Annotated in this window: 25 protein-coding genes; 4 read left to right on the top strand and 21 right to left on the bottom strand. The window is 61.4% G+C overall.

Annotated elements, in window-relative coordinates:
• Positions 1–178: 178 nt before the first annotated feature.
• The 21 genes from fleQ to QOS90_RS05515 form a co-directional block, all read right to left on the bottom strand.
• The gene (gene fleQ, locus QOS90_RS05615) at positions 179–1,654 is read right to left on the bottom strand and encodes a transcriptional regulator FleQ (RefSeq protein ID WP_027593036.1); all 1,476 of its coding nucleotides are present in this window, start codon (positions 1,652–1,654) and stop codon (positions 179–181) included.
• 168 nt (positions 1,655–1,822) lie between these two features.
• Positions 1,823–2,116, bottom strand: a complete 294-nt coding sequence (gene fliT / locus QOS90_RS05610; protein ID WP_027593037.1) for a flagellar protein FliT — start codon at positions 2,114–2,116, stop codon at positions 1,823–1,825.
• A 16-nt stretch (positions 2,117–2,132) separates the two neighbouring features.
• Entirely contained in the window at positions 2,133–2,528 is a 396-nt protein-coding gene (fliS, locus tag QOS90_RS05605; RefSeq protein ID WP_027593038.1) for a flagellar export chaperone FliS, read from the bottom strand.
• A gap of 78 nt (positions 2,529–2,606) precedes the next feature.
• Complete coding sequence (gene fliD, locus QOS90_RS05600) at positions 2,607–3,962, bottom strand: flagellar filament capping protein FliD (RefSeq protein WP_027593039.1); 1,356 nt, start codon at positions 3,960–3,962, stop codon at positions 2,607–2,609.
• Positions 3,963–4,041: 79 nt separating this feature from the next.
• A complete protein-coding gene (locus QOS90_RS05595; RefSeq protein WP_027593040.1) occupies positions 4,042–4,392 on the bottom strand; it encodes a flagellar protein FlaG in 351 nt (116 codons plus the stop codon).
• Positions 4,393–4,468: 76 nt separating this feature from the next.
• Positions 4,469–6,160 carry a flagellin N-terminal helical domain-containing protein gene (locus QOS90_RS05590; protein ID WP_027593041.1) on the bottom strand — a complete coding sequence of 564 codons (1,692 nt, stop codon included), beginning with the start codon at positions 6,158–6,160 and terminating at the stop codon, positions 4,469–4,471.
• A gap of 292 nt (positions 6,161–6,452) precedes the next feature.
• Positions 6,453–7,382 (bottom strand): ketoacyl-ACP synthase III, encoded by a 930-nt coding sequence (locus QOS90_RS05585; RefSeq protein WP_085272500.1) that lies wholly within the window; start codon positions 7,380–7,382, stop codon positions 6,453–6,455.
• A 294-nt stretch (positions 7,383–7,676) separates the two neighbouring features.
• Positions 7,677–9,242, bottom strand: a complete 1,566-nt coding sequence (locus QOS90_RS05580) for a flagellar hook-associated protein 3 (RefSeq protein ID WP_027593043.1) — start codon at positions 9,240–9,242, stop codon at positions 7,677–7,679.
• A 12-nt stretch (positions 9,243–9,254) separates the two neighbouring features.
• Positions 9,255–11,297 (bottom strand): flagellar hook-associated protein FlgK, encoded by a 2,043-nt coding sequence (flgK, locus tag QOS90_RS05575; protein ID WP_027593044.1) that lies wholly within the window; start codon positions 11,295–11,297, stop codon positions 9,255–9,257.
• A gap of 10 nt (positions 11,298–11,307) precedes the next feature.
• On the bottom strand, positions 11,308–12,462 hold the full coding sequence (gene flgJ, locus QOS90_RS05570) for a flagellar assembly peptidoglycan hydrolase FlgJ (RefSeq protein WP_085272499.1): 1,155 nt from the start codon (positions 12,460–12,462) through the stop codon (positions 11,308–11,310).
• 11 nt (positions 12,463–12,473) lie between these two features.
• Positions 12,474–13,583, bottom strand: coding sequence for a flagellar basal body P-ring protein FlgI (locus tag QOS90_RS05565; protein ID WP_027593046.1), 1,110 nt, complete (start codon positions 13,581–13,583; stop codon positions 12,474–12,476).
• 12 nt (positions 13,584–13,595) lie between these two features.
• The gene (gene flgH, locus QOS90_RS05560) at positions 13,596–14,291 is read right to left on the bottom strand and encodes a flagellar basal body L-ring protein FlgH (RefSeq protein ID WP_016488460.1); all 696 of its coding nucleotides are present in this window, start codon (positions 14,289–14,291) and stop codon (positions 13,596–13,598) included.
• A gap of 48 nt (positions 14,292–14,339) precedes the next feature.
• Positions 14,340–15,125, bottom strand: coding sequence for a flagellar basal-body rod protein FlgG (gene flgG / locus QOS90_RS05555; RefSeq protein ID WP_027593047.1), 786 nt, complete (start codon positions 15,123–15,125; stop codon positions 14,340–14,342).
• A 46-nt stretch (positions 15,126–15,171) separates the two neighbouring features.
• Positions 15,172–15,912: a flagellar basal body rod protein FlgF gene (locus QOS90_RS05550; RefSeq protein ID WP_027593048.1), complete on the bottom strand. Its 741-nt coding sequence runs from the start codon at positions 15,910–15,912 to the stop codon at positions 15,172–15,174.
• A gap of 159 nt (positions 15,913–16,071) precedes the next feature.
• Positions 16,072–16,263 (bottom strand): hypothetical protein, encoded by a 192-nt coding sequence (locus tag QOS90_RS05545; protein ID WP_085272498.1) that lies wholly within the window; start codon positions 16,261–16,263, stop codon positions 16,072–16,074.
• Positions 16,264–16,417: 154 nt separating this feature from the next.
• Entirely contained in the window at positions 16,418–17,740 is a 1,323-nt protein-coding gene (gene flgE, locus QOS90_RS05540; RefSeq protein WP_027593050.1) for a flagellar hook protein FlgE, read from the bottom strand.
• A gap of 27 nt (positions 17,741–17,767) precedes the next feature.
• Positions 17,768–18,469 carry a flagellar hook assembly protein FlgD gene (gene flgD / locus QOS90_RS05535; RefSeq protein WP_085272497.1) on the bottom strand — a complete coding sequence of 234 codons (702 nt, stop codon included), beginning with the start codon at positions 18,467–18,469 and terminating at the stop codon, positions 17,768–17,770.
• 12 nt (positions 18,470–18,481) lie between these two features.
• On the bottom strand, positions 18,482–18,925 hold the full coding sequence (flgC, locus tag QOS90_RS05530; RefSeq protein ID WP_027593052.1) for a flagellar basal body rod protein FlgC: 444 nt from the start codon (positions 18,923–18,925) through the stop codon (positions 18,482–18,484).
• Positions 18,926–18,927: 2 nt separating this feature from the next.
• A complete protein-coding gene (gene flgB / locus QOS90_RS05525) occupies positions 18,928–19,335 on the bottom strand; it encodes a flagellar basal body rod protein FlgB (RefSeq protein WP_027593053.1) in 408 nt (135 codons plus the stop codon).
• 346 nt (positions 19,336–19,681) lie between these two features.
• Positions 19,682–20,509: a protein-glutamate O-methyltransferase CheR gene (cheR, locus tag QOS90_RS05520; RefSeq protein ID WP_027593054.1), complete on the bottom strand. Its 828-nt coding sequence runs from the start codon at positions 20,507–20,509 to the stop codon at positions 19,682–19,684.
• Positions 20,510–20,560: 51 nt separating this feature from the next.
• Positions 20,561–21,490, bottom strand: coding sequence for a chemotaxis protein CheV (locus QOS90_RS05515; protein ID WP_027593055.1), 930 nt, complete (start codon positions 21,488–21,490; stop codon positions 20,561–20,563).
• A 77-nt stretch (positions 21,491–21,567) separates the two neighbouring features.
• Between QOS90_RS05515 and flgA the strand changes: the two genes are divergently transcribed.
• The 4 genes from flgA (at position 21,568) to QOS90_RS05495 (ending at position 24,132) form a co-directional block, all read left to right on the top strand.
• Positions 21,568–22,320 carry a flagellar basal body P-ring formation chaperone FlgA gene (gene flgA / locus QOS90_RS05510; protein WP_085272496.1) on the top strand — a complete coding sequence of 251 codons (753 nt, stop codon included), beginning with the start codon at positions 21,568–21,570 and terminating at the stop codon, positions 22,318–22,320.
• A gap of 156 nt (positions 22,321–22,476) precedes the next feature.
• Positions 22,477–22,791 (top strand): flagellar biosynthesis anti-sigma factor FlgM, encoded by a 315-nt coding sequence (gene flgM, locus QOS90_RS05505; protein WP_085272495.1) that lies wholly within the window; start codon positions 22,477–22,479, stop codon positions 22,789–22,791.
• Between the two features lie 50 nt (positions 22,792–22,841).
• Positions 22,842–23,309 (top strand): flagella synthesis protein FlgN, encoded by a 468-nt coding sequence (locus QOS90_RS05500; protein ID WP_027593058.1) that lies wholly within the window; start codon positions 22,842–22,844, stop codon positions 23,307–23,309.
• A gap of 79 nt (positions 23,310–23,388) precedes the next feature.
• The gene (locus QOS90_RS05495; protein ID WP_027593059.1) at positions 23,389–24,132 is read left to right on the top strand and encodes a flagellar brake protein; all 744 of its coding nucleotides are present in this window, start codon (positions 23,389–23,391) and stop codon (positions 24,130–24,132) included.
• The last annotated feature ends 131 nt before the right edge of the window (positions 24,133–24,263 follow it).

Raw genomic sequence — 24,263 nt, 5'->3', positions numbered from 1 at the left:
CCGAAGATGGGGTTTTACCAAACTGCGATGCGTATTGTGCAACCCGTGTAGGAGCAGCCTTGTGCTGCGAAGAGGCCGGCGCATGCACAGAGCCTTTCTGTGCTGCCACCGGCCTCTTCGCAGCACAAGGCTGCTCCTACACGGGTTTACCGACTGCCTGAAACAGGCGCAAAGGGGGTCAACCCTCTGCCTGTTCCTCGCCACCCTGACGGCTCATACCGTACTTGCGCATCTTCTCGACCAGCGTGGTACGGCGGATACGCAAACGTTCAGCCGCGCGCGCAACGATACCGTTGGCATCGTCCAGCGCCTGCTGGATCAGGCCCTGCTCCAGGCTGCCCAGGTAGTCCTTGAGGTCAAGGCCTTCGGGCGGCAGCATCGCGGGGTTGGCGAAGTTGGGTGCATGGCCGTTGATGGCCACGCGCTCTTCGAGATCACTGCGCAGGTGGTCGACCATCTGCTCGTCTTCATCATCGACGTAGCGGAATTTTTTCGGCAGTTCGGACACGCCGATCACCCCGTACGGGTGCATGATCGCCATGCGCTCGACCAGGTTGGCCAGCTCGCGCACGTTGCCCGGCCAGCCATGCCGGCACAGCGACATGATCGAGGCAGAGTTGAACCGGATCGAGCCGCGCTTCTCGTGCTCCATGCGCGAGATCAGCTCGTTCATCAGCAGCGGGATGTCTTCCACCCGCTCACGCAGGGGCGCCATCTCGATGGGGAAGACGTTCAGGCGGTAGTACAGGTCTTCGCGGAACGTCCCATCCTCGATCATGCTTTCGAGGTTTTTGTGGGTCGCGGCGATGATGCGCACGTCGATGCTCTGGGTCTTGTTGCTGCCCACGCGCTCGAAGGTGCGCTCCTGCAACACGCGCAGCAGCTTGACCTGCATCGGCAGCGGCATGTCGCCGATCTCGTCGAGGAACAGGGTGCCGCCGTTGGCCAGCTCGAATCGCCCGGCACGGCTGGTGATGGCACCGGTAAAGGCGCCCTTCTCGTGGCCGAACAGTTCGCTTTCCAGCAGCTCGGCCGGGATCGCGCCGCAGTTGACCGGCACGAACGGCGCATCGCGGCGCTTGGAGTGGTAGTGCAGGTTGCGCGCCACCACCTCTTTGCCGGTGCCCGACTCGCCGAGGATCAACACGCTGGCATCGGTGTCCGCCACTTGCTGCATCATCTGCCGCACATGCTGGATGGCGCGGCTGGTGCCGACCAGGCTGCGGAACAGGTTCGGCTCGCGCTGGCGCCCGCGCTCGCGTGCTTGGTCGTACATCTCGCGATAGACCTGGGCACGGTGCAGCGAATCGAGCAACTGGCTGTAGCTCGGCGGCATTTCGAGGTTGGAGAGGACCCGACGGCGAAGCTCTTCCGGCAACTCTGCAGAAGAAATTTCACCTAAAAGCAGCACCGGAAGGAACTCATCCCACCCGGCCACTGTCTTAAGGAGCCCAAGGAGATTGCCCGGAGCATTCACGGCACCGACAAGTACGCACAGCACTTCCCGGCTCGAAGACAACGATTCCACCGCCTGCTGCCAGTCCTGGCTCGAGCACGCGAGGTTTTCTTCGCCTAGAAAATTCAGGACCACCGCCAGATCGCGGCGGCGGGCGCTGTCGTCATCGATCAGAAGAATCTTGGTTTCACGCCACATGCAATAGCAACTTCCCTAGTCATATCGGCGCCCTGTGGGGCGTGCTCGACATCATTCCGACTGAATGGTCAGTGTTCGGACGTCTGAAATTCGAAAACAGCCACTAGTAAAGTCAAAAACTTAGAAGCAGTCAAATTTATGGCGCCGAGCTTTGCGTTCTGCTCAGCGTCAGCTGAACAGATGGTATACCTTTGTGGCCTGTTTCGCTTGATTGATATTGGACATTTGCTGGACTAAAGATTGACGTTCGTCACTTGCAACGTCGATTAGTTGGCGATAAACGTCCATCAGCGCTTCGAGGTTCACCCGAACCGCCGCCTCATCCTCCACCGCCCCTTGCAGCAATTCGTCCATCTGCGCCCTGCAGGCCAGGTCTAGCTCGCCAATGGCGGCCCAGTCGCGCGCTTGCAGTGCCTCGTTCAGGGCCTGACGGGTGTCTTCGATTCGCTGCAACGCGTTCATGTGGCCTCCTGGCGTGTCACTGCTCGGCTGTGGCGATGGCATCCCAACCGCTTTTCACGGTGATCATCAGCTGGGCGACTTCGTCGATGATGGCGGGGTCGCTGTCCAGGTTGGCCTGGATCAGACGGGTGGCCATGTAGGCATACAGGCTGTCGAGACGGTCCAGCTCGTCTGGGTTGTCGGTCTTTTCCTTGTCCAGCCCTTCACGCAGGCCACCGATGATGTCGATCGCCTTGCCCAGCATCACACCCTTCTGCGCCACGTCGCCGCGGCTGATCGCGCCCTTGGCCTGGGCCATACGGTCCAGCGAACCTTCCATCAGCATCTGCACCAGGCGGTGCGGGGTCGCTTCGGAGATCTGGGCGTGGGAATTGACCTTCTGGTACTGGCGAAGGGCTCTCATCGGGTGCATGGGGGATCCTCAGTGAACGGGGCAGAACAGTGGCCGTATACCTAGGTAATCGGCCCTGAGCTGGATTTCTTTAGGCGATCAATCGTCGCTGTTGGACTTGTTGAGCGCGTTTAGCGTGGTCATCACGCTGTCGCTGGTCGCCTTGAGCTTGGCCACCAGGGTGTCCATGGCGTTGTACTTCTTGGTCAGGGTGTCGGTCAGCGACTCAATACGGCGATCAAGCGCGGTCTGCGACTCTTCCAACTGCTTGAGCTGGGTGGTCAGGCTCGCCTGGCGCGACGCGAGGATACCCCCTGTCTTGGCGTACTCTTCAGTGGCCGCGGTCATGCGGCTGAGCAGGCCTTCCTTACCGACGAACAGGCCACTGATGTCAGCGCCCATCGTTTTGACTGCGGCATCCCACTTGTCGTTGTTGAGCTCAAGCAACCCCGTCTTCTGTACGGTATTGATGCCTAGCTGCGACAGCGTACGCAGGCCACCGGTACCCACACTGCGGGTGAGCTCGCTACGGATTGAGCTGACCAGCGAACGCATGGTCGCATCCCCTGTCAGCGATGCACCCGAGGCGCTGCTGTCGTCGGCGCCCGTGGTGACCTTGGTCTGCGCATTGATGGTCGTCATCAAGGCGTTATAAGCGGTCACGAAGGACTGCACCGAGGTTTTCAAGGTGTCGTTGTTGCTCGCCACCACAAGGCTCGACTTGCCTTCTTTGACCAGGGTGATGTCCACGCCACTGACCGCACCGGTTACGGTGTTGGAAGCCGATTCCAGCTCGAGGCCGTCGAGCTTGTACTTGGCATTCTGCGGCTCTGCAATGGTCGTCACACCGGTGGCCATGTCGGCGGTGCCACCCAAGGTCAGCTCGGTGCCATCACCCATTTTGGTCGACGAGAAGATCAGCCGCGAACCACTGGCGTCAGTGACGATGTTGGCCGTGATGCCCTTGGATTGCAGCTGATCGTTGATCGAGTCGCGCGCCTGCTGCAGCGTTGCACCCGCAGCGATGGACACGTTGTGCGTGGCATTGCCCTGGCTAATGGTCAAGGTTTGCGACTCGCCGGAATCGTTGACGATGGTCGAGGTGTTCTTGTAAACCTGAGTCGAAATCTTGGATGCCGTTGCCAGCTGGGTCACTTCAAGCGAGTACGTGCCCGACGACGCGCCATCACCCAATTTGATCTTGGCGATAGCTTCGTCAGACGACGACCCAGACAAACCATTGAAGCTCGCTGCGGTATTAAGCTTGGTCAGCGCCGCGCGGTACGTTTCCAGCGCACTTTTGATCGTACCGATGGCCGACAAGGTGGTGGTGGCGGTGGCGGTCTGATTATTGATCTGGGTTTGCTTGGGGGCTTTTTCTGCACCCGCCAACGCCGCAACAAGCTCGTCGATCTTTAGACCCGAACCCAGTCCGGTAATAGTAGAACTCGCCATCTTCACACTCCTTATCGGTGACCGTCGAAAATCCGACGAAAACGCGTCCGTGCGGCTTTACAACAAAAGCCGTGCCAACTCAGGCCTGGGTATCGAACAACAGGCTGTTGGCATCCTTCAGGTTTTCCGCCAGTTTCAGTGCCACTTCGGAGGGCAACTGGCGGATGACTTCGCCGCTCTGGCGGGCGATGACCTTGACGACCACCTGGCCGGTGGAGTCATCGATCGAAAAATCGAGTTGTCGCTCTGAAGCCTTGACGAAGTCCTGGATGGCATTGACTGCGGTTTCCAGGGTTTCTCGGGCTACAGGCTGGGATTCTGGCTTGGCAGGCTCGTTGGCCGCCAGCTCGTTCTCTTGCCGCTTGCTCGCTGTTGCTTCGGGAGCAGCGGAGGCGGGATAGGACAGGCCCAGTTTCACGCTCATATCCATTTCTGGCACCTCTTGTTCTCGGAAAGACGAAAGGGTACGTCACCGTACCCTTCGTCAAACTACTTAGCGATCAGGATCAGCCCAGCAGTTTCAGTACCGACGACGGCAGCTGGTTAGCCTGGGACAGGATCGCGGTGGACGCCTGTTGCAGGGTTTGCTGCTTGGTCAGCTCGGCGGTTTCCGAAGCGAAGTCGGCGTCCTGCACACGGCTGCGGGCAGCGGTGGAGTTTTCCGAGATGCTGTTCAGGTTGGCAACGGTGCTGTCGAAGCGGTTTTGCACAGCACCCAGCTGAGCGCGCTGGCTGTCGATTTGGGCGATAGCGGCATCCAGAGCCTGGATGGCTTTCTGCGAATCGGCAGCAGTGGTGATGCTCAGGTTGGAAACGGTGGTTTCCTGGGTGATGGCTACGGTGCTGTTGGTGGTAGCCAGGCCCAGAGCGGCCAGACCGGTACCTTGGCTGCCGTCGGCAACGGTGATGTTCTCTTTCGAGAACAGCTTCAGGGTGTTGTCGGCGTTCTTGCTGGCGGTGACGCCGGTGCTCGCGGTGTTGATCGCCGAGATGATGCCGTCCAGGGTATCGCCCTTGGTGAACTTGACTTCAGTGCCGTTCAGGGAGATGGAGGTATCAGCGACCAGCTTGGCTTCGGTAGTACCGGCAGCCAGACCAACCTTGGCCAGCGCGCCTTGGCCAGCGGCACCGGTGCCGTTGGTCAGGTTGATGGCTTTGCCATCGGCGGAGCTCAGTTGCAGACGGCCTTCGGAGCTCAGGGTTGCCGCGACGCCGGTTGTAGCGGTTTCAGCGTTGATGGCAGCGAGCACATCAGACATATCTTGGCCAGCGGTTGCGCCGATTGCGGTGCCATTGATATTGAAGGAAATGTCGCTGTCGAAGCCCGCTGCAACGGTCGCAGTGGCGGCGAAGCCAGCAGTACCGCCACCGGTGGTGGCTGCAGTTGCAGTGAAGGTTGCCGACGAGCTCATGACGATATCGCCGTTGCCATCGATGGCCGCGGTTACGCCAGTGTTGGAGGCGGTGTTGGCAGCGTTGATCTTGCCGACAGTGGTAGCTGCAGTGTCGGTGTCATCGAGCGCAACAGCAGTGCCGTTCAGGGTCAGCGTAACAGTTTCACCAGCAGCAACGGGTGCGAAGGTTACAGGGTCAGCGCGGAAGGTAGAGGCGCTGGTAGCGACTGCACCCGTAACAACTGCGGACAGGTCAGTAGCAACACCATCAGTCTTGGCTTCGCTGAACGAGCCTTTCAGGCCAGTCGAGCTGATGTCGGTCATGCCGAACGAGATGGTTTCGTTAGCGCTGGAACCGATCTGGAAGCTGACGTTCTGGAACGAACCGTCGAGGACTTTACGGCCACCGAAGGTGGTGGTGTTAGCGATACGGGTCAGTTCGCCCGACAGCGCGGTGAATTCTTGTTGCAGGGAAGTACGGTCGTCATCGCTGTTCGAGCCGTTGGCGGACTGCAGGGACAGTTCGCGCATACGCTGCAGGATGCTGGTCGATTCTTGCATCGCGCCTTCAGCGGTCTGGGCGATGGAGATGCCGTCGTTGGCGTTTTTCACGGCAACGCTCAGGCCTTTGATTTGGCTGGTCAGACGGTTGCCGATCTGCAGGCCGGCGGCGTCGTCTTTGGCGCTGTTGATTTTCAGGCCGGAAGACAGGCGGGACATCGAAGTACCCAGCGCGTCGGAAGCACGGTTCAGGTTCTTCTGAACGCCCAAGGAGGTGATGTTAGTGTTAACGGTCAAAGCCATGACGAATTCCTCGTTGAATGGATACAGCGGCTTCCGGCCCTGGCAACCGCCGGGTGTGGCCTAGAGAACCTTCGTAATGGTTATCGTCGGGTGCGCGGGTTGCTTGAGGGGTTTTTCAAAAAAAAAATGGTGGCACGCTGCCAGCCCAGTGAAATCAGGGGGTTATGATTTTTTTTGGCGTCAAATTGTTGTGGGGCGGGAGGAGTTGAGGCAACGAGAGCCCTGTTTCAGGCAGGCACAAAAAAAGCGCCGGGCGGTGGCCGCCGGGCGCTTTTTTTGAGGCTGCTGAGGGTCAGTCGCGATAGAGAATCGCCGAGCCCCACGACAGGCCCACACCGAACCCGCTGATCGCCACACGCTTCCAGTTACCGTCGAGCATGTGCTTCTGCAGCAGCAGCGGCACGCTGGACGACACGGTATTGCCGGTCTCGAGCATGTCCTTGACGAACTTCTCCGGGTTTTCTTCCTCGAAGCGGCGCGCCACGGCATCGACAATCGCCGCACTGCCCTGGTGGATGCAGAAGGCGTCGATATCCTTCGAGGTCAGCCCGCTGGCATCGAGCAGCTCATGCAGGTGCGCCGGCACTTTGATCAGGGCAAAGTTGAACACCTGGCGGCCGTTCATGAAGAACTTGCCGTCGTTGACCTTCAGGTGCTCCGCGCCGGAACCGTCAGTGCCAAAACGCGCCTGGCCCAGGTTCCACACTGCATTTTCGCCCATCCAGGTGGCCGTGGCGGCATCACCGAACAGCATGGTGGTGTTGCGGTCTTCCGGGTCGACGATTTTCGAGTACGGGTCGGCAGTGATCAGCAGGCCATTCTTCAGCCCTGCCGCTTCCATGAAGCCCTTGATCGCATACAGGCCATACACATAACCCGAGCAGCCCAGCGACACGTCGAACGCCGCCACGCGGGTCGACAGGCCGAGCTTGCTCTGGACGATGGCGGCCGTGTGCGGCAGGCCTTCTTCGTCACCGTTCTGGGTGACCACGATCAACGCATCGATCGATTGCGGATCAAGGTCAGGATTGGCGGCGAACAGGGCCTGGGCCGCTTCGACGCACAGGTCCGAGGTTTCTTGGTCTTCGGCCTTGCGCGGCAGGAAGGACGCGCCGATCTTGCCGAACATGAACTCTTCGTCCTTGCCGAACTTCGCACCCTGAACGTAGTTGTCCAGGCCAGCGGTGGGCACGTAACTCGCGATGCTTTTGATGCCAATCATTCTGGCTTCCCAATGAAAACAGCCAAAGACCACCACTCGATGAATTGAGGGCGCCAAATACCGGAGCGTCACCCCACAGGGGGCAAGCAAGGCCTGGCAGCCTCGCTCGAATGCAAACCGGTAACAAAATGCTGCAACAGCTGCTGCATAGAATACAGGGAAGATGACCGTTTTGACTCATTGGTCACATTGAAATGCTACGAAAGCCTGGCGGGGGGTGTGGAGACTGGAGGGTTTTGCGGGGGGATTGAGGGATTTGGGGGCGCTTTGCGCCCCCAAAATCTCACAGCAAGATCAAAGCTTGTTGAACAGGCTCAACTGCGAAATCCGCGCAAACGCCAGCTGCGAGGCCTCGAGCATCGCCTGTTGCAGGGTCAGCTGGATGGTCGCCGACGCCATGTCGGTGTCGCCAATGGCGCTCTGGGTGGTCTTGTTGGCCAGGCCCAGGCTGATGTTCTCCTGCTCCTGGATCTCCAGCGAGTTACCGCGCGCACCAATCGAACCGCGGGTAATGTCGATACGCTCGCGGGCACTGGCCAGGTTGGAAATCGCCGAGTCGGTGGCCGTCTTGAGCGCTGCCTGCGCCTCCGGGCTGTCGACTGGCTTGCCCAGCGCCGTGCGCAATTGGCCGAGGCTGTCGAGCACGTTCTGCGTGCGGTGCGTGTTGGCCGTCACCGAGAACTGGTCGCCCTCGCCGGGCGCACTGTCGAGCTGGAAGGTCACGCCCGCCACCGTAACCGCATTACCCGCCCCGACCGTACCGGAGGCCACTGGCTTGCTGTCGGCACTGTACGGCTGCGCATACAGCGAATACTCGGTCGCACTGGTGAACTTGATCACCGCGCCATTGCTGGGGAACGTGCTGCGATAGGCATCGGCATCGGTGATGCTGCTACCGGTAACCTGCGCGGTCGATGGGTTACCCGCACTGCGCGTAGCATTCAGGGTGTCGGGCTTGGCTTCGAGGGTGAACACATGGCCCGCCACCGCCGCGTCGGCATCGTCACCTTCCTGCAGGTTCAGGTTGATCTCGAAATCGACACCGCGCAGCGAAATCATCTTGCCGCCTTCGGTGTTGACGTCGAACTTGCCGTTGCTCGCGGTTTCGCTGGTGATGTCCTTGCCGGTGGCATCCTTGACGCTGTACTCGGTGGCACTGGTGAAGGTGATGGTGTACGGCTGGCCGCCGGCGAACTGGTTGTTGTAGGTGTTCGCCGAGGTCATCAGGCCACCGGACAACAGCACCTTGCCATCATCCGGGGTCGGCGCCTGCAGGCTCGACTGCGTACGGCTGTTGTTGGTCGCCTGGTCGAAGATGCTGAAACCGCTGTCATTGGTCGCCAGGCTCAAGGTATCGGAAACCTGCAGGCTGAGCTGGGTCTGGTCACCCTGGTAGCTGTAGGTACCGTCGCTATTGCGCACGTAGGGCGGCGTTGACGACTTGGAGCCGCCGAACATGTAGTCGCCATTGGCGTCGCGGGAATTGAGCAGGCCGAAGACGTTCGCCTCGATCTCTTTGATCTCGCTGGCGATCGATGCGCGGTCGGCATCGCTCTTGCCACCGTTACCCGCCTCCAGCGCCAGCTCGCTGGCACGCTGCAGGGCATCGTTGATGGTCGAGAGCACGCTCTCTTCCTGCAGCAGGGCATTCTTGACCGTGGTCATGTTGCCGTTGTACTGGTCCAGCAGCGCGCTTTGCTGCTGCAGCAACAGCAGGCGCGCGGCACCGACCGGGTCATCGCCCGCCGTCTGGATACGCGACTTGGACGTGATCTGCTCGGTGGTCTTGGCCGTGTCCGAGAAGTTCTTCGAGTAGGTGTTGGCGCTGGTCTCATAAAACTGAGCAGTAGAAATACGCACGGCCAGCACTCCTTAAAGGGCGTTGATCAAGGTCGAAAAGGTTTCTTGCGCCGCCTTGATGATCTGCGACGACGCGGTGTAGTAATGCTGGAACTTCACCAGGCTGGCCGCCTCGTCATCGAGGTTGACCCCCGACACCGCACTGCGGCTTTCGGCGGCGGACTTGAACACGGCCTGGGTCGCGGTGGTGTCGATGGCGGCCTGGCTGGCCTTGGCCCCCACGCGCTCGACCAGCGAGGCGTAGGCCGAGGTGAAGCTGGTGCCACCGCCAGAGCCGGTGGCCACGGTCGATTTGGTCTGCAGCTCCAGCAGCGAGGTAGCGTTGCGGTTGTCGGCCTTGCCGTCGGCATTGAACGACAGGGTAAAGCTGTCGTTGGCAGACGGGCTGCCGCCGATGGTGGTCTCGACATTGAAACTGCGCGGCTTGCCGTCGCCATCAAGGATCGGCTGGCCAGCGGCATCGAGCATTGGCACGGCGACGGACAATTTGTTGTCCTGGCCAGGCACCACGCTGCCGGTGCCGATCTGCGTGCCCTTGGCATCGAACAGCTTGTAGCCCTGGGAACCGCCGTTGGCGGCATCGAACACCACACGCACCGGCATCGAGTCACGAATCGCCTGCTGCACCAGCGCTGTATCGGCACCGCCGTAGATGTCCAGCGAGTCGCCCAGCACCGGCTGGGTGATGGTGCCGGTGCCACCGTTGCCGCTGCCCGCCGTGGCGCTGATCGGCCCGGCAAAGGCCAGTTTGTTGGCATCGGTCATGATGGTCGAGATGTTGCCCGCCGCGGAGCGGGTCGGGATCACCTTGAAGCTGTCCCCCGCTGCCAGGCCACCGCCCTTGAGCGCCAGGCTGAAGCCGTCGATCACCGGGGCCGGGTCGGCGTTCAGGTCGAAGCTGCCCATGTCGGTGCCATCGGAGCGGCGCACGCTGTACTGGTTGGCGCTGGTGAACTTCACTTCGTAATCGTATGTGGTCAGCGCGCCGCTGTCGGCAATGGTCACATCGAGGTTGCCGGACCCGGCACTGTTGCTCGACGAAGCCAGGCTGCGCTGGGCCAATGCACTGGCGCTGTTGATGCTGGAGAACAGCGCGCTGCCGAATTGGGCGTTGGCATCCAGGCCTTGGCCCAGCTGGCTGTTGATGCTGTCAGCAACCACCAGGGCCACGCGGCCGAGCTCGTTCATCGACGGCATCAGCACATCCTGGCGGTAGCGCAGCAGGCCGCCGATCGTGCCACCGGTCACCACCGAGGTCACGTCAGAGCTGAACGACTCGTAGTTGATGCGCAGGCTGGCTTGGCTTTTGTCAGCCACGCCCGGCTGCACCGACAAGGTGTTGGCCTTGACCCCGGTGACCAGTGACTGGCCACTGCCCAGGTAGACGTCGTAGTTGCCGTCGCGCTCCTGCACCGTGACCCCGACCAGCTCGTTGAGCTGGCGCACGGCTTCGCTGCGCGCATCCAGCAGGCTGTTAGGGGTATTGCCGGTGGCGGTGGCCGCGACGATCTGCTTGTTGTACTCGGCGATGTTGCTGGTGAGCTTGTTGACCTGGCCTGCGAGCGTGCCGAGCTGAGAGTTGATCGTTTCGTTCTGCTGGGTCAGCTGCGTGCCCACCGCATTGAAGCGGTTGCTCAGGGTTTGCGCCTGGGTCAGCAGCAACTGCCGCGAGGCGACATCACCCGGTGTGGCCGAAGCGGTCTGCAACGCCGAGAAGAACGCGGTCAGCACCGAGCTGATGCCGGTATCACGGTCGGCCAGCAATTTGTCGACGCTGGTGATCTGGTCCTGGAACGCCAGCGAGTCGGCCTGCAACGAGGTCGCGGTCTGCAACTGATTGTCCAGGTAGGCGCTGTAGATCCGGCGCACATCCGACAGCGTGGTGCCCGTACCCAGAAAGCCCGCGCCCATATTGTGCGAGGGGCCCGCAACCTGAACCGCTTGCTGGCGCGAATAGCCACTGGTGGCGGCGTTGGCAATGTTGTTACTGGTTACCGACAGTGCCGCCTGGCTGGCACCCAGGCCACTCAGACCGATCGAAATCAGACTCGACATGTTTTAGTCCTTATAGATTCGTAGTTCTGCCAGCCATGGCGTATTGCGGGGTTGCTTGCATTTGCTGGGCGATGCTGATGATCTTCTTCGCATAGCCCGGGTCGGTCGCATAACCTGCTTTTTGCAGCTCTCTTGCAAACTGCTCAGGGTTATCGGCCGCGTCCAGCGCACCTTGATAGCGGGAATTGCCCTGTAACAGGTTCACCAGGTCATGGAAGCTGTCCTGGTAGGAATCGTACGAGCGGAACGCTGCGGTTTCCTTGACGAACTGGCCATCGCGGAACTCGCTGGTGATCGCCCTCGCCTGCTCGCCCTGCCAGTTGCCACTGGCCTTGATGCCGAACAAGTTGTGGCTGCTGCTGCCATCGGTGTTGCGCATGACCGACTTGCCCCAGCCCGTTTCCAGGGCCGCCTGGGCGACCAAGTAACGCGGGTCGATACCGATGCGCTTGGCGGCCTGCTCGGCCATCGGCAGCATGGTGGCGACAAAGGCGTCGCTGTCGGCGAAAGCCTTGTTCGGCGCCAGCGGCGGCTGGGCCACGGCACGCCCGACAATGCGCAGGCCGTTTTCTGGCACGGCGAAGGCCTTGGCCACTTGCTGGCCGTCACGGGCCGGCACACTGGCGGTGTTGGTGGTCGCAGCCGACGGCACGATGCCTGCCAGCAGGCGGTCGGTGAGCTTGCTTGGCAAGGCCAGGCGCCGCGCATTGAGGGCCGCGACGTCATTGCGCGTTGCACTGGCCTGGGCGGCATGCGCGGGTTCGGCCACCTTGTTGCCCCACAGCGCCGGGCCACTGCCCTCGCTGCGCGGAAACGGGCTGGTGGCACCAGCCGTGCTCTTGCTCTTGGTCAACTGGCGCACCAGTACGTCCTGCAGGCCGATACCGCCCCCCTCGCGGGACATGCTCACGGCCAACTGCTGGTCATACATGTCGCGGTATTGCTTGACCGTCTCGGTGTTCATCGGGTTGTCGTCGGCCAGCACATCGCTGGCCTTGCGCGAGGCCTTGAGCATTTCGCTGATGAACAGCGACTCGAATTCCTGGGCCACCTTGCGCACGTTGGCTTCGCTGTCGCGGTCGCCGTGCTTGAGCGAACTCAGGCGGTTGAGGTCGGTGTAGGCGCCGCTGTCGGCACTGCCGGACACCAAGCTTTTGCTGTTCATGCGCGGCGTCCTCAGATGACGATCAGGTCGGCCTGCAAGGCGCCGGCCTGTTTCAGGGCTTCAAGGATCGCCATCAGGTCGCCGGGTGCCGCGCCGACCTGGTTCACCGCGCGGACGATTTCATCCAGCGTGGTGCCTGGGCCGAACTTGAACATCGGCTTGGCTTCCTGCTCGGCGTTGACCCGCGAACGCGGCACCACGGCGGTCTGGCCGTTGGAGAACGCGCCCGGCTGGCTGACGATCGGGTCTTCGGTAATGGTCACGGTCAGGCTGCCGTGGGTGACCGCCGCCGGCGACACCTTGACGTTCTGGCCGATGACAATGGTGCCGGTACGCGAGTTGATGATGACTTTCGCCACGGCTTGGCCTGGGTCGATATCGAGGTTTTCCAGAATCGACAGGTAGTCCACGCGCTGGCTCGGGTCCATCGGCGCACTGACGCGTACCGACCCGCCATCCACAGCCTGGGCAACGCCGGGGCCGAGCAGTTCGTTGACCTTGTCGACGATACGCTTGGCCGTGGTGAAGTCCGGGCGGTTAAGGTTCAGGGTCAGGCTGTTGCCCTGGTTGAACCCGCTCGGCACCGACCGCTCAACGCTGGCGCCGCCAGGAATTCGCCCGGCCGACGGAACGTTGACGGTGATCTTCGAGCCGTCACGGCCTTCGGCATCGAAGCCGCCCACCACCAGGTTGCCCTGGGCGATGGCGTAGACGTTGCCATCGATACCCTTGAGCGGGGTCATCAGCAAGCTGCCGCCGCGCAGGCTCTTGGAGTTACCGATCGACGAAACGGTGATGTCCACCACCTGGCCCGGCTTGGCGAACGCCGGCAGGTCGGCATGCACCGACACCGCCGCGACGTTCTTCAACTGCACGTTGCCAGAACCGGCCGGCACCTTGATGCCGAACTGCGACAGCATGTTGTTGAAGGTCTGCAGGGTGAACGGCGTCTGGGTGGTCTGGTCACCCGTGCCGTTGAGCCCCACCACCAGGCCATAGCCGATCAGCTGGTTGGAACGCACGCCAGAGATGCTGGCGATATCCTTCAAGCGCTCGGCCTGGGCCGCGAAGGCGCAGGACAGTAGCAGGGTTGCGGCAATCAGCTGCCTCACGTTGAACATGGTCATCTGTACTCAGAAAGGCCAAAGCGGGCTGATGAAGAAGCGGTCCAGCCACCCGGGCTGGCTGGCATCGGCAAACGAGCCGGTGCCCGAATAGGTGATGCGCGCATCGGCCACGCGGGTGGACGGCACGGTGTTGTCGGTGGCGATGTCATCGGCGCGGATCATGCCGGCAATGCGCACCAGCTCTTCACCGGTGTTCAGGGTCAGCCACTTCTCGCCGCGCACGGCGATGATGCCGTTGGGCAGCACTTCGGCCACGGTCACGGTGATCGAGCCGGTCAGGGTGTTGCCCTGGGTGGCCTTGCTGTCGCCCTTGGTGGCGCGCTCGCCGTTGTAACCGGCCTCCAGCGACAGGTCACCGCCGCCGAACGGGTTGTTGGTGTTGGGCGTGCTGCCGAACAGCGAGGTCAGGCCAATGTCGGCCTTGCTGTTCTTCTGGATCTGCGAACCGGCGTTCTTGCTGGCCGAGGTCTTCTCGTTAAGGGTAATGGTGATGATGTCACCGACCCGGAAGGCCTTGCGGTCGCTGTACAGGTTCTGTTCGAAACCGGCCTGGTAGATCGAACCGTTGTTGGCCGCCGCCGGCAACGGGGTGCGCGGCAACACCGGCGCATAGTACGGGTCGTTGGGCTTGGGCGTCGGCCCGACGCAACCTGCCAACAACACCGCTCCCCCCAGGGCGAAGACGGACAACAGACGATTCATGACGCTTACCTCACGGTGTATCTGGGCTACGGGGCCGGGATCAGGGGCTTACAGCTGCTGGGTGACGAACGACAGCATCTGGTCGGCGGTAGAGATGACTTTCGAGTTCATCTCGTAGGCACGCTGGGTGGTGATCATGTTCACCAGCTCTTCCACGGTGCTGACGTTGGAGTTTTCCAAGGTCTGCTGCAGGGTGGTGCCAAAGCCGTTCAGGCCTGGGGTGCCGACTTGCGGCGCGCCGCTGGCGGCGGTTTCCAGGAACAGGTTGTTGCCGATTGCCTGAAGGCCAGCAGGGTTGATGAAGTCGGCAGTCTGGAGATTGCCAATGACCTGAGCAGCCGGGTTACCGGCAGTGGTGATCGATACGGTACCGTCCTGGCCAACGGTGAACGTCTGTGCGTCATTCGGCACGACGATCGCAGGCTCCAACGCCAACCCATCGGCATTGACGATCTGGCCATCGGAATTCAGGTGAAAGGTGCCGTCACGGGTGTAGGAAACGGTGCCATCCGGCTGCAGAATCTGGAAGAAGCCACGCCCATTGACCGCCATGTCCAGCGGGTTTTCGGTGGTCTGCAGGCTGCCGGCGGTGAAGTTTTTCTGGGTGCCGACAATGCGCACACCGGTACCCACCTGCAGGCCCGAAGGCAGCTCGCTGTCTTGGGTCGACTGGGCGCCGGGTTGACGCTTGATCTGGTAGAGCAGGTCCTGGAATTCGGCGCGATCACGTTTGAAGCCGGTGGTCGAGACGTTGGCCAGGTTGTTGGAAATGACCGTCAGGTTGGTGTCCTGGGCGGACAGGCCGGTTTTAGCGACCCAAAGAGCCGGAAGCATGCTGTTCTCCTCGTGCGCCTGTTTTACGGCACCCGTTCAAATGTGATTAGCCGATTTGCAAAACCCGAGCCATGGCTTCGTCGCCTTCCTTGGCCGTGTTCATCATCTTGACGTGCAGTTCGAACTGACGGGACAACGCCAGCACCGAGGTCATTTCCTCGACGGCGTTGACGTTGCTGCCTTCCAGGAAGCCCGACACCACGCGCACGTTGACGTCGGCATCCGCCGGTTGGCCATTGGTGGTGTGGATCATGCCGTCCAGGCCCTTGGTCAGGCCTTTGATGTCGGGGTTGACCAGCTTGATGCGGTCGACCTCGGCCATCATGCGCGGGTCTTCGCCCATGGCGCGGATGCTGATGGTGCCGTCTTCACCTACTTCCACCTTTTGCTCCGGCGGAATGGCAATCGGGCCGCCGTTGCCGATCACCGGCATGCCGTTGCCAGCACGCAGCACGCCCAGGGCGTCGATGTTAAGGCTGCCGGTGCGCACGTAGGCTTCGCTGCCATCCGGTGCCTGTACAGCGATGAAACCTTTGCCGGTCACAGTCACGTCCAGCTCGCGGCCGGTCTCGACCATCGGGCCTTCGCTGAAGTCGGTGGCCGGGCGCTCGGTCATGGCAAAGGCGCGCGCCGGAAAGCTGTCGCCAAACACCGGCATCGAGCGCGCCTGCTCCAGGTCGCGCTGAAAGCCGTTGGTGGAAATGTTCGCCAGGTTGTTGGCATGGGCCTTCTGCGCCAGCGCGTTCTGGCTGGCGCCGGTCATGGCCACGTAAAGCATCTTGTCCACAGCATCTCCTATGCGCGTACCTGCCGCGCTGTCACTGAGCAGGGATAAGCAATAATCGAACCAGATCCGCAAACCAACGAATTCAGGGGTTGCAGCGCGCCGAGAGGCAAAAACCGTCAGTTTGTCGGCGGATGTTTGCCGCGAGCGGCAAGGCAGTGTTCAGTACGCGCGGCAACCGGCGTTGTTGTAGGGGCCGGAAAAGCGCATCCAGCCTTCGCCTGGATTGGTGGCCGAGCACATGAAACGGCCGGTGGTCAGGCTTTGCCATTGGTAGAAGGGGGCGGGGGCGGCGGCGAGCAAGGGGGCCATGGCGAGGATGGGGAGAATCGCTAGTAGCAGCAGCCTTTTCATGGGGGTGACCTTTGGGATTTTGGGGCCGCTTTGCGGCCCATTCGCAGGCAAGCCAGCTCCTACAGGGATCGCGTAACCTGTAGGAGCTGGCTTGCCTGCGATGGGCTGCAAAGCAGCCCCAATTACAGAAAACAACACACCACACTAACCACCATCAGCTCATCTGGATGATGGTCTGCATGATGGTGCTTTCAGTGGAAATGGTCTTGGCGTTTGCCTGGTAGTTGCTCTGCGCCTTGATCAGGTTGACCAGCTCGCCGGTCAGGTCGACGTTCGAGTCTTCCAGCGCGCCGCCGGTGATCTGCCCCAGCGTCCCGGTATCCGGCTGGCCGACAACAGGCACGCCCGATGTGTAGGACTCTTTCCAGGCAGTGCCGCCCACCGGCGTCAGGCCTTGGAGGTTGGCGAAGTTGACCAGCGCGACCTGGCCGATCACCTTGTTCTCACCGTTGGTGAAGTTGGCGAACATGTTGCCGCTGGCATCGATGCTCAGGCCAGACAACTCACCCGTCGCAAAGCCATCCCCGCTCTTGGCGGTAGTCGCGGACGCGGCGTTGTATTGCGTGGTGGCGATCATGTCCAGCTTGACCCCGGAGGCATGCGCGTTGGCGCCGTTGGCCGCCCACACACCTGCAACTGTCTTCTGCGCCGGCACCCAGCCGTCCAAGTTGAAGGTCTTGTCGGCGTTGATGCTGAGCCCACCTGCCACTGCACCTTCGTTCATGAGCGCCGTGTCCAAGGTGCCGTCACTCTTGAATGGCAGCGTGTTTGCCAGCGGGGTGGTCGACGTCGGGTCGGCTGGGTTGCGGCCGTCGATGGTGGTGTACATGGTCCAGGAGTTAGTACCCTCATCCTTCATGAAGTACTGGTTCATCTGGTGCAGGTTGCCCTGGCTGTCATACACATCGGTGTTGAAGGTGTAGTTGTAGGTCTTGACGTTGCCCGGGTCGAACGGCGACTCGGCCGGGGCGGTATCGCTGGACTTGAGGTTGAGCGTCTCCGTGATGCGCCCGGTAGGGTTGGGCGTCAGGTTGGACGTGTCGATCTTCAGGTCAGTCAGCGCGCCTGGGACGACATTGCCATTGCCATCTACACCATACCCTTGCAGCTTGGCGCCCGACGAGCTGATGACATTGCCTTCCTTGTCGCTGTAGAACATGCCGGCACGGGTGTAGATCTTCGAGCCATTGTCATTCAGGGCGAAGAAGCCGTTGCCGTCGATCGCCATGTCCAGGGCTTGGCCGGTGCCGTTGATATTGCCCGGCGTGAACATCTGCGACACCGATGCGGTTCTCACACCAGTGCCGACGACCGTCTTGCCGCCACTGGTGCCGCGAATGGAGTTGGAGTACTGATCCGCGAACTCGGCGCGCGAAGCTTTGAAGCCGGTAGTGGCGACGTTGGCAATGTTGTTGCCAGTGACGTTCAGGGCCTTATTTGCTGCATTGAGGCCGCTAAGGCCGGTATTGAAAGACATGTGCTACTCCTGTCGTTAACTTAGGCCCTAGATGCCAATGGTTTGAACTTTGGACAGCGCGACGCTGCCCAGCCCGGCGAGGTTGAGCGTCATTTCGGCGCCGTTGGTACCCATGGTCACACTGGTGACCGTGGCCGGCAGGTTGGTGGTCATGGCCGTGGACGTGCCATCGATACTGGCGGTCGCCTTGAAGGTGTAGGTACCCGCCTCCAACGCCTCGCCGTCGTCGTCCAGGCCATCCCAGGTGAAGTCGGCCTTGCCGGCGGCCTTGGAGCCCAGGTCCAGGGTGCGCACCAGCTTGTCGTCTTTGTCATAAATGCCGACAGACGTGGCGGTACTCGACGAGGTCAGGTTGACCGACCCTTTCATCTCTTTGCTGGTGTCGACCAAGGCCTTGTCGGTCTGGACGATCACATTGCGCCCAACCAGCGACGAGGCCTGCAACGCCTGCGAAGACTGGAACGACCCGGCGATGTAGTTCACCGTGTCGTTCAGCGTCTGCATGCTTTCAAGGCTGCTGAACTGCGCCAGCTGCGCAACGAACTCGCCGTTTTCCTGCGGGTCGAGCGGGTTCTGGTTTTTCATCTGCGTTACCAGCAGCTGCAGGAACGCATCCTTGCCCAGTGCACTGCCGGCAGCGCCGGTGCTGCTGTCGGTTTTGCTGGTCTGCTTTTGCAGCGAGGTCAGGTACGCGCTGCCGACGTCACTGGTGGAATTGGTCGTGGTCATGTCGGCTTCCTATCACTGACCCAAGGTCAAGACTTTCTGCATCATGCTTTTAGCGGTGTTCATCAGTTCGGCGTTGGTCTGGAACGCACGGCTGGCAGAGATCATGTCAGCCATCTCTTCAACCACGTTGACGTTCGGGTAGTAGACGTAGCCGTCCTTGTTCGCCGCGGGGTGGTTAGGCTCGTAGCGCGCCTCCAGATTGCTCTGGTCTTCGACGATGCCTTTGACCTGCACGCCCTGCCCCGCTTCTCCCTGGTCCTCGAACAGCGACTGGCTGGCGCCGCCCTGTGCGTTCTGGAAGGTGGTGGCGAACACCGGGTGGCGGGCGCGGTAGGTCTGGTCGATGCTCGACGACACGGTCTCGGCGTTGGCGATGTTCGAGGCCACGGTGTTGAGGCGGGTGTTCTGCGCGCTCATGCCGCTGCCGGCAATGTTGAAAACACTGGAAAGGGACATGGTTACTCTCCGCGCAGGGCCGAAACCAGCCCTTTGAATTTACTGTTGAGCAAGGTGAAGCTGGCCTGGAAACCGATGGCGTTTTCCGCGTAGTTCGATTGCTCGATCTGGGCATCCACGGTGTTCTGGTCGATCGACGGCTGCAACGGCGTGCGGTACTTGAGCGCCTCGTCGCTGAGGGCCAGGCCGTCGGCCTCGATGTGCCGGCTGTTGGTGCGGTCCAGGGCGAAGCGGCCGCTTTGCTGCTTTTCACTCTCGGCGGCGAGCACCGAAGAGAAGTCCATGTCACGCGCCTTGTAGTTGGGCGTGTCGGCGTTGGCGATGTTGTTGGCCAGCACTTCAGCGCGCTGGGCGCGGAAGCCCAGGGCCTTTTCGTGAATGCCAAGCGCCTTGTCGAAACTGATGCTCATGTCGGGGAAACCTTCGGAGGTTGACCGGAGTGTCTTTGGTCAAGGTATAGCAAGGGCTGTGCCAACCGGCTTAAAGGCCGGAAACATGGGGTTGCAAGGGGGATGCTGGCAGGCGGGATGCCAGAAAAGCGGCAAAGTGCTTCCGCTTGGGGAGGGAAAAGCGGCAATCGCCGAGCGGCAAAAGCGGCAAAACAAAATATTGACGTCAGACCATCGCAGCCGAATCCAGGCCCGTGTAGGAGCAGCCTTGTGCTGCGAAGAGGCCGGTGATAACAGCGGAGATCTTCGCTGCAGTCACCGGCCTCTTCGCAGCGCAAGGCTGCTCCTACAGGAATCGCGTCTGGCTTTACTTGGCCTGGTAGATGATCCCTGGGCTGCACTGCACCATCTGGTAATGGTCCGGCAACCCGTTCAGCGCCTCCGAGGCGCCGAGGAAAAGGTACCCGCCAGGCTTGAGCGTGCTGTGGATGCGCAACAGGATGTCCTTCTTCACCTGGGCCGAAAAATAGATCAGCACGTTGCGGCAGAACACGATGTCGAACTTGCCCAGGCTCGCGTAGCTGTCGAGCAGGTTGAACGAGCGGAACTCGACGCGGCTGCGAATGGCCGGCTTGACCGCCCAACGCCCCGGCCCTTTGGGGTCGAAGTAGCGCTGCAGGCGCTCTTGCGACAGGCCGCGGGCGATGGCCAGGCTGTCGTACTCACCGGTTTTGCAGTTGTTCAGCATGGTCCCGGACAGGTCGGTGGCAACGATCTGCGCGCCCATCTTCAACTGGCCCAGGTTGCTGCGCTCGAACTCGTCGATGGCCATCGAGATCGAGTAAGGCTCCTGCCCTGACGAGCACGCCGCCGACCACATGCGCAGGCGCTGGCCTGGGTTGTTCTTGATGAACTCGGGGATGACCTTGTTCTTCAACACCTCGAAGGGGTAGCTATCGCGGAACCACAGGGTTTCGTTGGTCGTCATCGCATCGACCACCTGTTCGCGCAAACCGCTGCGCGGCTGGGCCTGGATGCGCTGCACCAGCTCGCCCAGGCTCTTGATGCCCTGTTGCTCCATCAGCTTGTTGAGACGGCTGGAGACCAGGTACTGCTTATTCTCGCCCAGCAGGATGCCACAGGCTTTCTCCAGGAAGACCCGGAACTGTTCGAAATCCAAATTACCCGTAGACACTCTTGCCGCCTCTTTTCAATCGCTGGTGCCGGGAGCGGGCTCCCGGCTGCTTCAATGCGTTGCCTTGATCCGGTCGACCACGCGCTGGGCCAGGTCGTCCGGCTTGAACTTGGCCAGGAAATCATCGGCGCCGACTTTCTTGACCATCGCCTGGTTAAATACCCCGGAGAGCGAAGTATGCAGGACGATGTGCAATTTTTGCATGCGCGGATCGCTGCGGATCTCTGCGGTGAGCGTATAGCCGTCCATTTCTGGCATTTCAATGTCCGAGATCATCATCAGGAACTCTTCTTCCGGCCGCTTGCCCTCCTCCACCAACTGGCGCAGGTAATTGAGCGCCTGGCGGCCGTCGTTGAGCGCCACCACCTCGACACCGACGGTTTGCAGGCAGCGGCTGACCTGCTTGCGCGCCACCGACGAATCGTCGACGGTCAGCACCCGCAGCAGCACAGCCTTGTCCTGCACCTCGGCATCGACCACCCCGGCAGACACCTGCTCGGACGACGGCGCCACTTCCGCCAACACCTTCTCCACGTCGATGATCTCGACCATGCGGTTGTCCACACGGGTGACGGCGGTCAGGTAATGGTCGCGGCCGGTGCCCTTGGGTGGCGGGTGGATTTCTTCCCAGTTCATGTTGACGATGCGCTCGACCGAGTGCACCAGGAAGCCCTGGGTCTTGGTGTTGTATTCGGTGATGATCACAAAACTGTTGCACGTGTCTTCCTGCAGCGGCGCCAACCCGGTGGCCATCGACAGGTCGAGGATCGGGATGGTCGCCCCGCGAATGTTGGCCACGCCGCGCACCACCGGGTGTGACTTGGGCAGCAAGGTCAGCGCCGGGCACTGCAGCACCTCTCTGACCTTGAACACGTTGATGCCATAGAGCTGACCGCCATTGAGGCGAAACAGCAACAATTCCAGGCGATTCTGCCCCACCAGCTGAGTGCGCTGGTTGACCGAATCCATAACACCCGCCATGCCAGACTCCTTAACGTTTCAGCCTTTCGTTGCAACTCAGGTACCGAGTCGGCACGGGCTTTGCTTTTTTGAGCGCCATGTACACGAAAACGACATTTTTCCGACGATTGACGCACCTGCTGACTGGCTCGCTGGCCACGCTGTGCCTGCTGGCGCCCGGCGTTCGCACGCTGGCGGACGCTTTTACCTTGCCTGAACAGCTTATCGGTGTCACCCAAGGGTTTCTTGAATTCACCGTAGAAGATTATCTGGCCAGCACCCAGACCGCCGGCCGTTACGAGATCCAGGTCAGCACCCTTGACCCGCGCTTGCGCATGCCGTTGTGCAGCCAGCCGCTGGACGCGTCGCTGGAAAGCCCCGCGCAGCCAATAGGCCGGGTCACGGTGCGGGTCCGCTGCGACAGTGCCGCGCCGTGGACCGTGTTCGTGCCGGCAACGGTGCGGCTGTTCCGCGACGTGGTGGTGGTTACCCGCCCGCTCAAGCGTGACAACGTGGTAGGCGAAGGCGACGTGGCGCTGCGCGAGCGCGATGTCGGCACCCTCGGCCAAGGTTTTCTCAGTGAGCTGGACCAGGCGGTGGGCATGAAGATGCTGCGCCCCACAGTCATCGACCAGGTCCTTACCCCGCAGCACCTTGAGCAAGCCGAAGTGGTGCGCAAGGGCGACCAGGTGGTGATCATCGCCCGCAGCGGCAGCTTGAGCGTGCGCATGCCCGGCGAAGCGTTGAGCAAGGGCGGCCTGAGCGAACAGATCCGGGTGCGCAACCTGAATTCCAAACGGGTGATCAAGGCCAGGGTGACCGGCCCCGGCCAGGTCGAGGTGACAATGTAGCGGCATTGTGCTGGCGGTGTGGAACCGCTTTTCCTAAACTGTGTCAGAAAACGGGTTCGCGAGCTTGCTGACAGGCGGCTACGCAATTGGGCCTAAAGTTTCTTTCGGGTTGGCCGAAAACAAGGCAAGCGTCCAAATACCCAGGGGTTTCTGATCATGGTCATCGACTTCAGTCGTTTGAATAACTCTCCGTCCGTTACGGGCGGCGTTCGCGGCAATGCTGCGGCCGGCAGCGCCGAAAAGGCCGCTGCCAGCCCGGAAGCGCCAAAAGGCACCACCGCCAGCGGAGAGGCAGTACACCTCAGCCAAGAGGCACAGCAGTTGCAGAAGGTCAGCGATACGCTGCGCGACCAGCCCGTCGTCAACAGCGCCCGCGTGGCCCAGTTGAAACAGGCCGTTGCCGATGGTAGCTACCAGGTCGATGCCGGCCGGGTTGCCAGCAAACTGCTCGATTTCGAAGCCCAGCGCTGACCGTTCGGCGCGCTGACTTCACGGACGCTTACTAAAGCCAAGAGTTAGCCATGCACGACACCACCTTGCTGCAACTGATCGAAGATGACATCGCCCCGATGCAGGAACTGCTCGAGCTTCTTCAAAAAGAAGCGATTGCCCTGCATGGCCGCGACATGACGCTGCTGGAACAGATCCTGGCCCGCAAGCAGTCATTGATCATCTTGCTCGAGCAGCATGGGCAGCGGCGCAGCCACTTGCTCACCAGCCTCGGCCTCAGCGCCGACCGCGCCGGTGTGCAGGCAGTGGCCGCGCAGTCACAGCATGGCGACGCGATGCTGCAACGGCTGGACATGCTCTCGCAGCTGATGGACACCTGCCAGCAGGTTAACGAGACCAACGGCCGGATCATCCAGGTGCAGCAACACATCACCAACAATCAGGTCAGAATCCTCATGGGTGGCGATTCTCCGTCGCTCTACGACAGCCGCGGCAGCACCTCGCTGCTGGCCAAGCCGCGCGCCCTCAGCCAAGTGTGATACTTCTATCAAGCCACGTCACATACTGGCAAAATGCCGTTACTTGCGTGTGTCGTTTTTGCCTGGAGAGTGATTAGCCGTGTTCAATGAAGCCGATGCCCCGCAGCCGCCAAAGGTGCTCAGTACGCCTTTGGAGATCGCGGCCAACCTGCGACAGCTGCAGGAAAGCCATGACCCCCTGATCATCACCTTCCCTGATCGCAGCCAGCGCTTCCAGAGCTACGTGGTGCATGTCGACCGCGACAGCAATACCCTGGCACTGGACGAGATGATCCCCCGCGACGGCGAAAAATTCATCGAGAACGGCGAACCGTTCCGCGTCGAGGGCTTCCACGATGGCGTGCGTATCGCCTGGGAATGCAATGCCCCGCTCACCATCAGTGAAGTCGACGGCCACCGCTGCTACCGCGGCGCGATGCCTGACGAAATGACCTACCATCAGCGCCGCAATGCCTTCCGGGCTGCGCTGAAGCTGTCGCAACTGGTCGACATCATCCTCGACGGCACCCACCTCAAAGGCAACGGCGCCCTGCGCGGCAAGCTGCTGGACATCTCGGCTACCGGCTGCAAATTGCGTTTCGACGGCAACGTCGAGGATCGCCTGCAACTGGGCCAGGTGTACGAGCGCTTCAAGGCTGGCAACCCGTTGGGCCTGGTCGACACCATGGTCGAATTGCGCCACCTGCACTTCGAAGAGCGTATCAACACCACCTTCGCAGGCGTGCGCTTCCATAACCTCAGCGGCCAGGCGCAGCGCAAGATCGAGAGTTTCGTCTACCAGCTGCAGCGCGAAGCGCGTCGGTTCGATAAAGACGATTACTGATCCGCCTGCCTGGCTTACAGCAAAGGCCGAAGGGGCTGCTGCGCGGCCCCATCGCTGTAGCCAGAAGGGATTCCCCGTTACCGTTATTTGACCGACTGCATAGTGTGGCTTGCGCCGCGCCGACTTCAGGC

Origin of the sequence: Pseudomonas sp. LAIL14HWK12:I10 (assembly GCF_900184205.1) — a bacterium.
Lineage (GTDB): Bacteria > Pseudomonadota > Gammaproteobacteria > Pseudomonadales > Pseudomonadaceae > Aquipseudomonas > Aquipseudomonas kermanshahensis.
This window is presented reverse-complemented; position numbering and strand designations above follow the sequence as displayed.

Excerpts from the sequence above, each read along its gene's own strand:
- fleQ (WP_027593036.1), bottom strand. The coding sequence starts at position 1,654 with ATGTGGCGTGAAACCAAGATTCTTCTGATCGATGACGACAGCGCCCGC.
- fliT (WP_027593037.1), bottom strand. The coding sequence starts at position 2,116 with ATGAACGCGTTGCAGCGAATCGAAGACACCCGTCAGGCCCTGAACGAG.
- fliS (WP_027593038.1), bottom strand. The coding sequence starts at position 2,528 with ATGCACCCGATGAGAGCCCTTCGCCAGTACCAGAAGGTCAATTCCCAC.
- fliD (WP_027593039.1), bottom strand. The coding sequence starts at position 3,962 with ATGGCGAGTTCTACTATTACCGGACTGGGTTCGGGTCTAAAGATCGAC.
- QOS90_RS05595 (WP_027593040.1), bottom strand. The coding sequence starts at position 4,392 with ATGGATATGAGCGTGAAACTGGGCCTGTCCTATCCCGCCTCCGCTGCT.
- QOS90_RS05590 (WP_027593041.1), bottom strand. The coding sequence starts at position 6,160 with ATGGCTTTGACCGTTAACACTAACATCACCTCCTTGGGCGTTCAGAAG.
- QOS90_RS05585 (WP_085272500.1), bottom strand. The coding sequence starts at position 7,382 with ATGATTGGCATCAAAAGCATCGCGAGTTACGTGCCCACCGCTGGCCTG.
- flgK (WP_027593044.1), bottom strand. The coding sequence starts at position 11,297 with ATGTCGAGTCTGATTTCGATCGGTCTGAGTGGCCTGGGTGCCAGCCAG.
- flgJ (WP_085272499.1), bottom strand. The coding sequence starts at position 12,462 with ATGAACAGCAAAAGCTTGGTGTCCGGCAGTGCCGACAGCGGCGCCTAC.
- QOS90_RS05565 (WP_027593046.1), bottom strand. The coding sequence starts at position 13,583 with ATGTTCAACGTGAGGCAGCTGATTGCCGCAACCCTGCTACTGTCCTGC.
- flgH (WP_016488460.1), bottom strand. The coding sequence starts at position 14,291 with ATGAATCGTCTGTTGTCCGTCTTCGCCCTGGGGGGAGCGGTGTTGTTG.
- flgG (WP_027593047.1), bottom strand. The coding sequence starts at position 15,125 with ATGCTTCCGGCTCTTTGGGTCGCTAAAACCGGCCTGTCCGCCCAGGAC.
- QOS90_RS05545 (WP_085272498.1), bottom strand. The coding sequence starts at position 16,263 with ATGAAAAGGCTGCTGCTACTAGCGATTCTCCCCATCCTCGCCATGGCC.
- flgE (WP_027593050.1), bottom strand. The coding sequence starts at position 17,740 with ATGTCTTTCAATACCGGCCTTAGCGGCCTCAATGCAGCAAATAAGGCC.
- flgD (WP_085272497.1), bottom strand. The coding sequence starts at position 18,469 with ATGACCACGACCAATTCCACCAGTGACGTCGGCAGCGCGTACCTGACC.
- flgC (WP_027593052.1), bottom strand. The coding sequence starts at position 18,925 with ATGTCCCTTTCCAGTGTTTTCAACATTGCCGGCAGCGGCATGAGCGCG.
- flgB (WP_027593053.1), bottom strand. The coding sequence starts at position 19,335 with ATGAGCATCAGTTTCGACAAGGCGCTTGGCATTCACGAAAAGGCCCTG.
- QOS90_RS05515 (WP_027593055.1), bottom strand. The coding sequence starts at position 21,490 with ATGGCGGGTGTTATGGATTCGGTCAACCAGCGCACTCAGCTGGTGGGG.
- flgA (WP_085272496.1), top strand. The coding sequence starts at position 21,568 with ATGTACACGAAAACGACATTTTTCCGACGATTGACGCACCTGCTGACT.
- flgM (WP_085272495.1), top strand. The coding sequence starts at position 22,477 with ATGGTCATCGACTTCAGTCGTTTGAATAACTCTCCGTCCGTTACGGGC.
- QOS90_RS05500 (WP_027593058.1), top strand. The coding sequence starts at position 22,842 with ATGCACGACACCACCTTGCTGCAACTGATCGAAGATGACATCGCCCCG.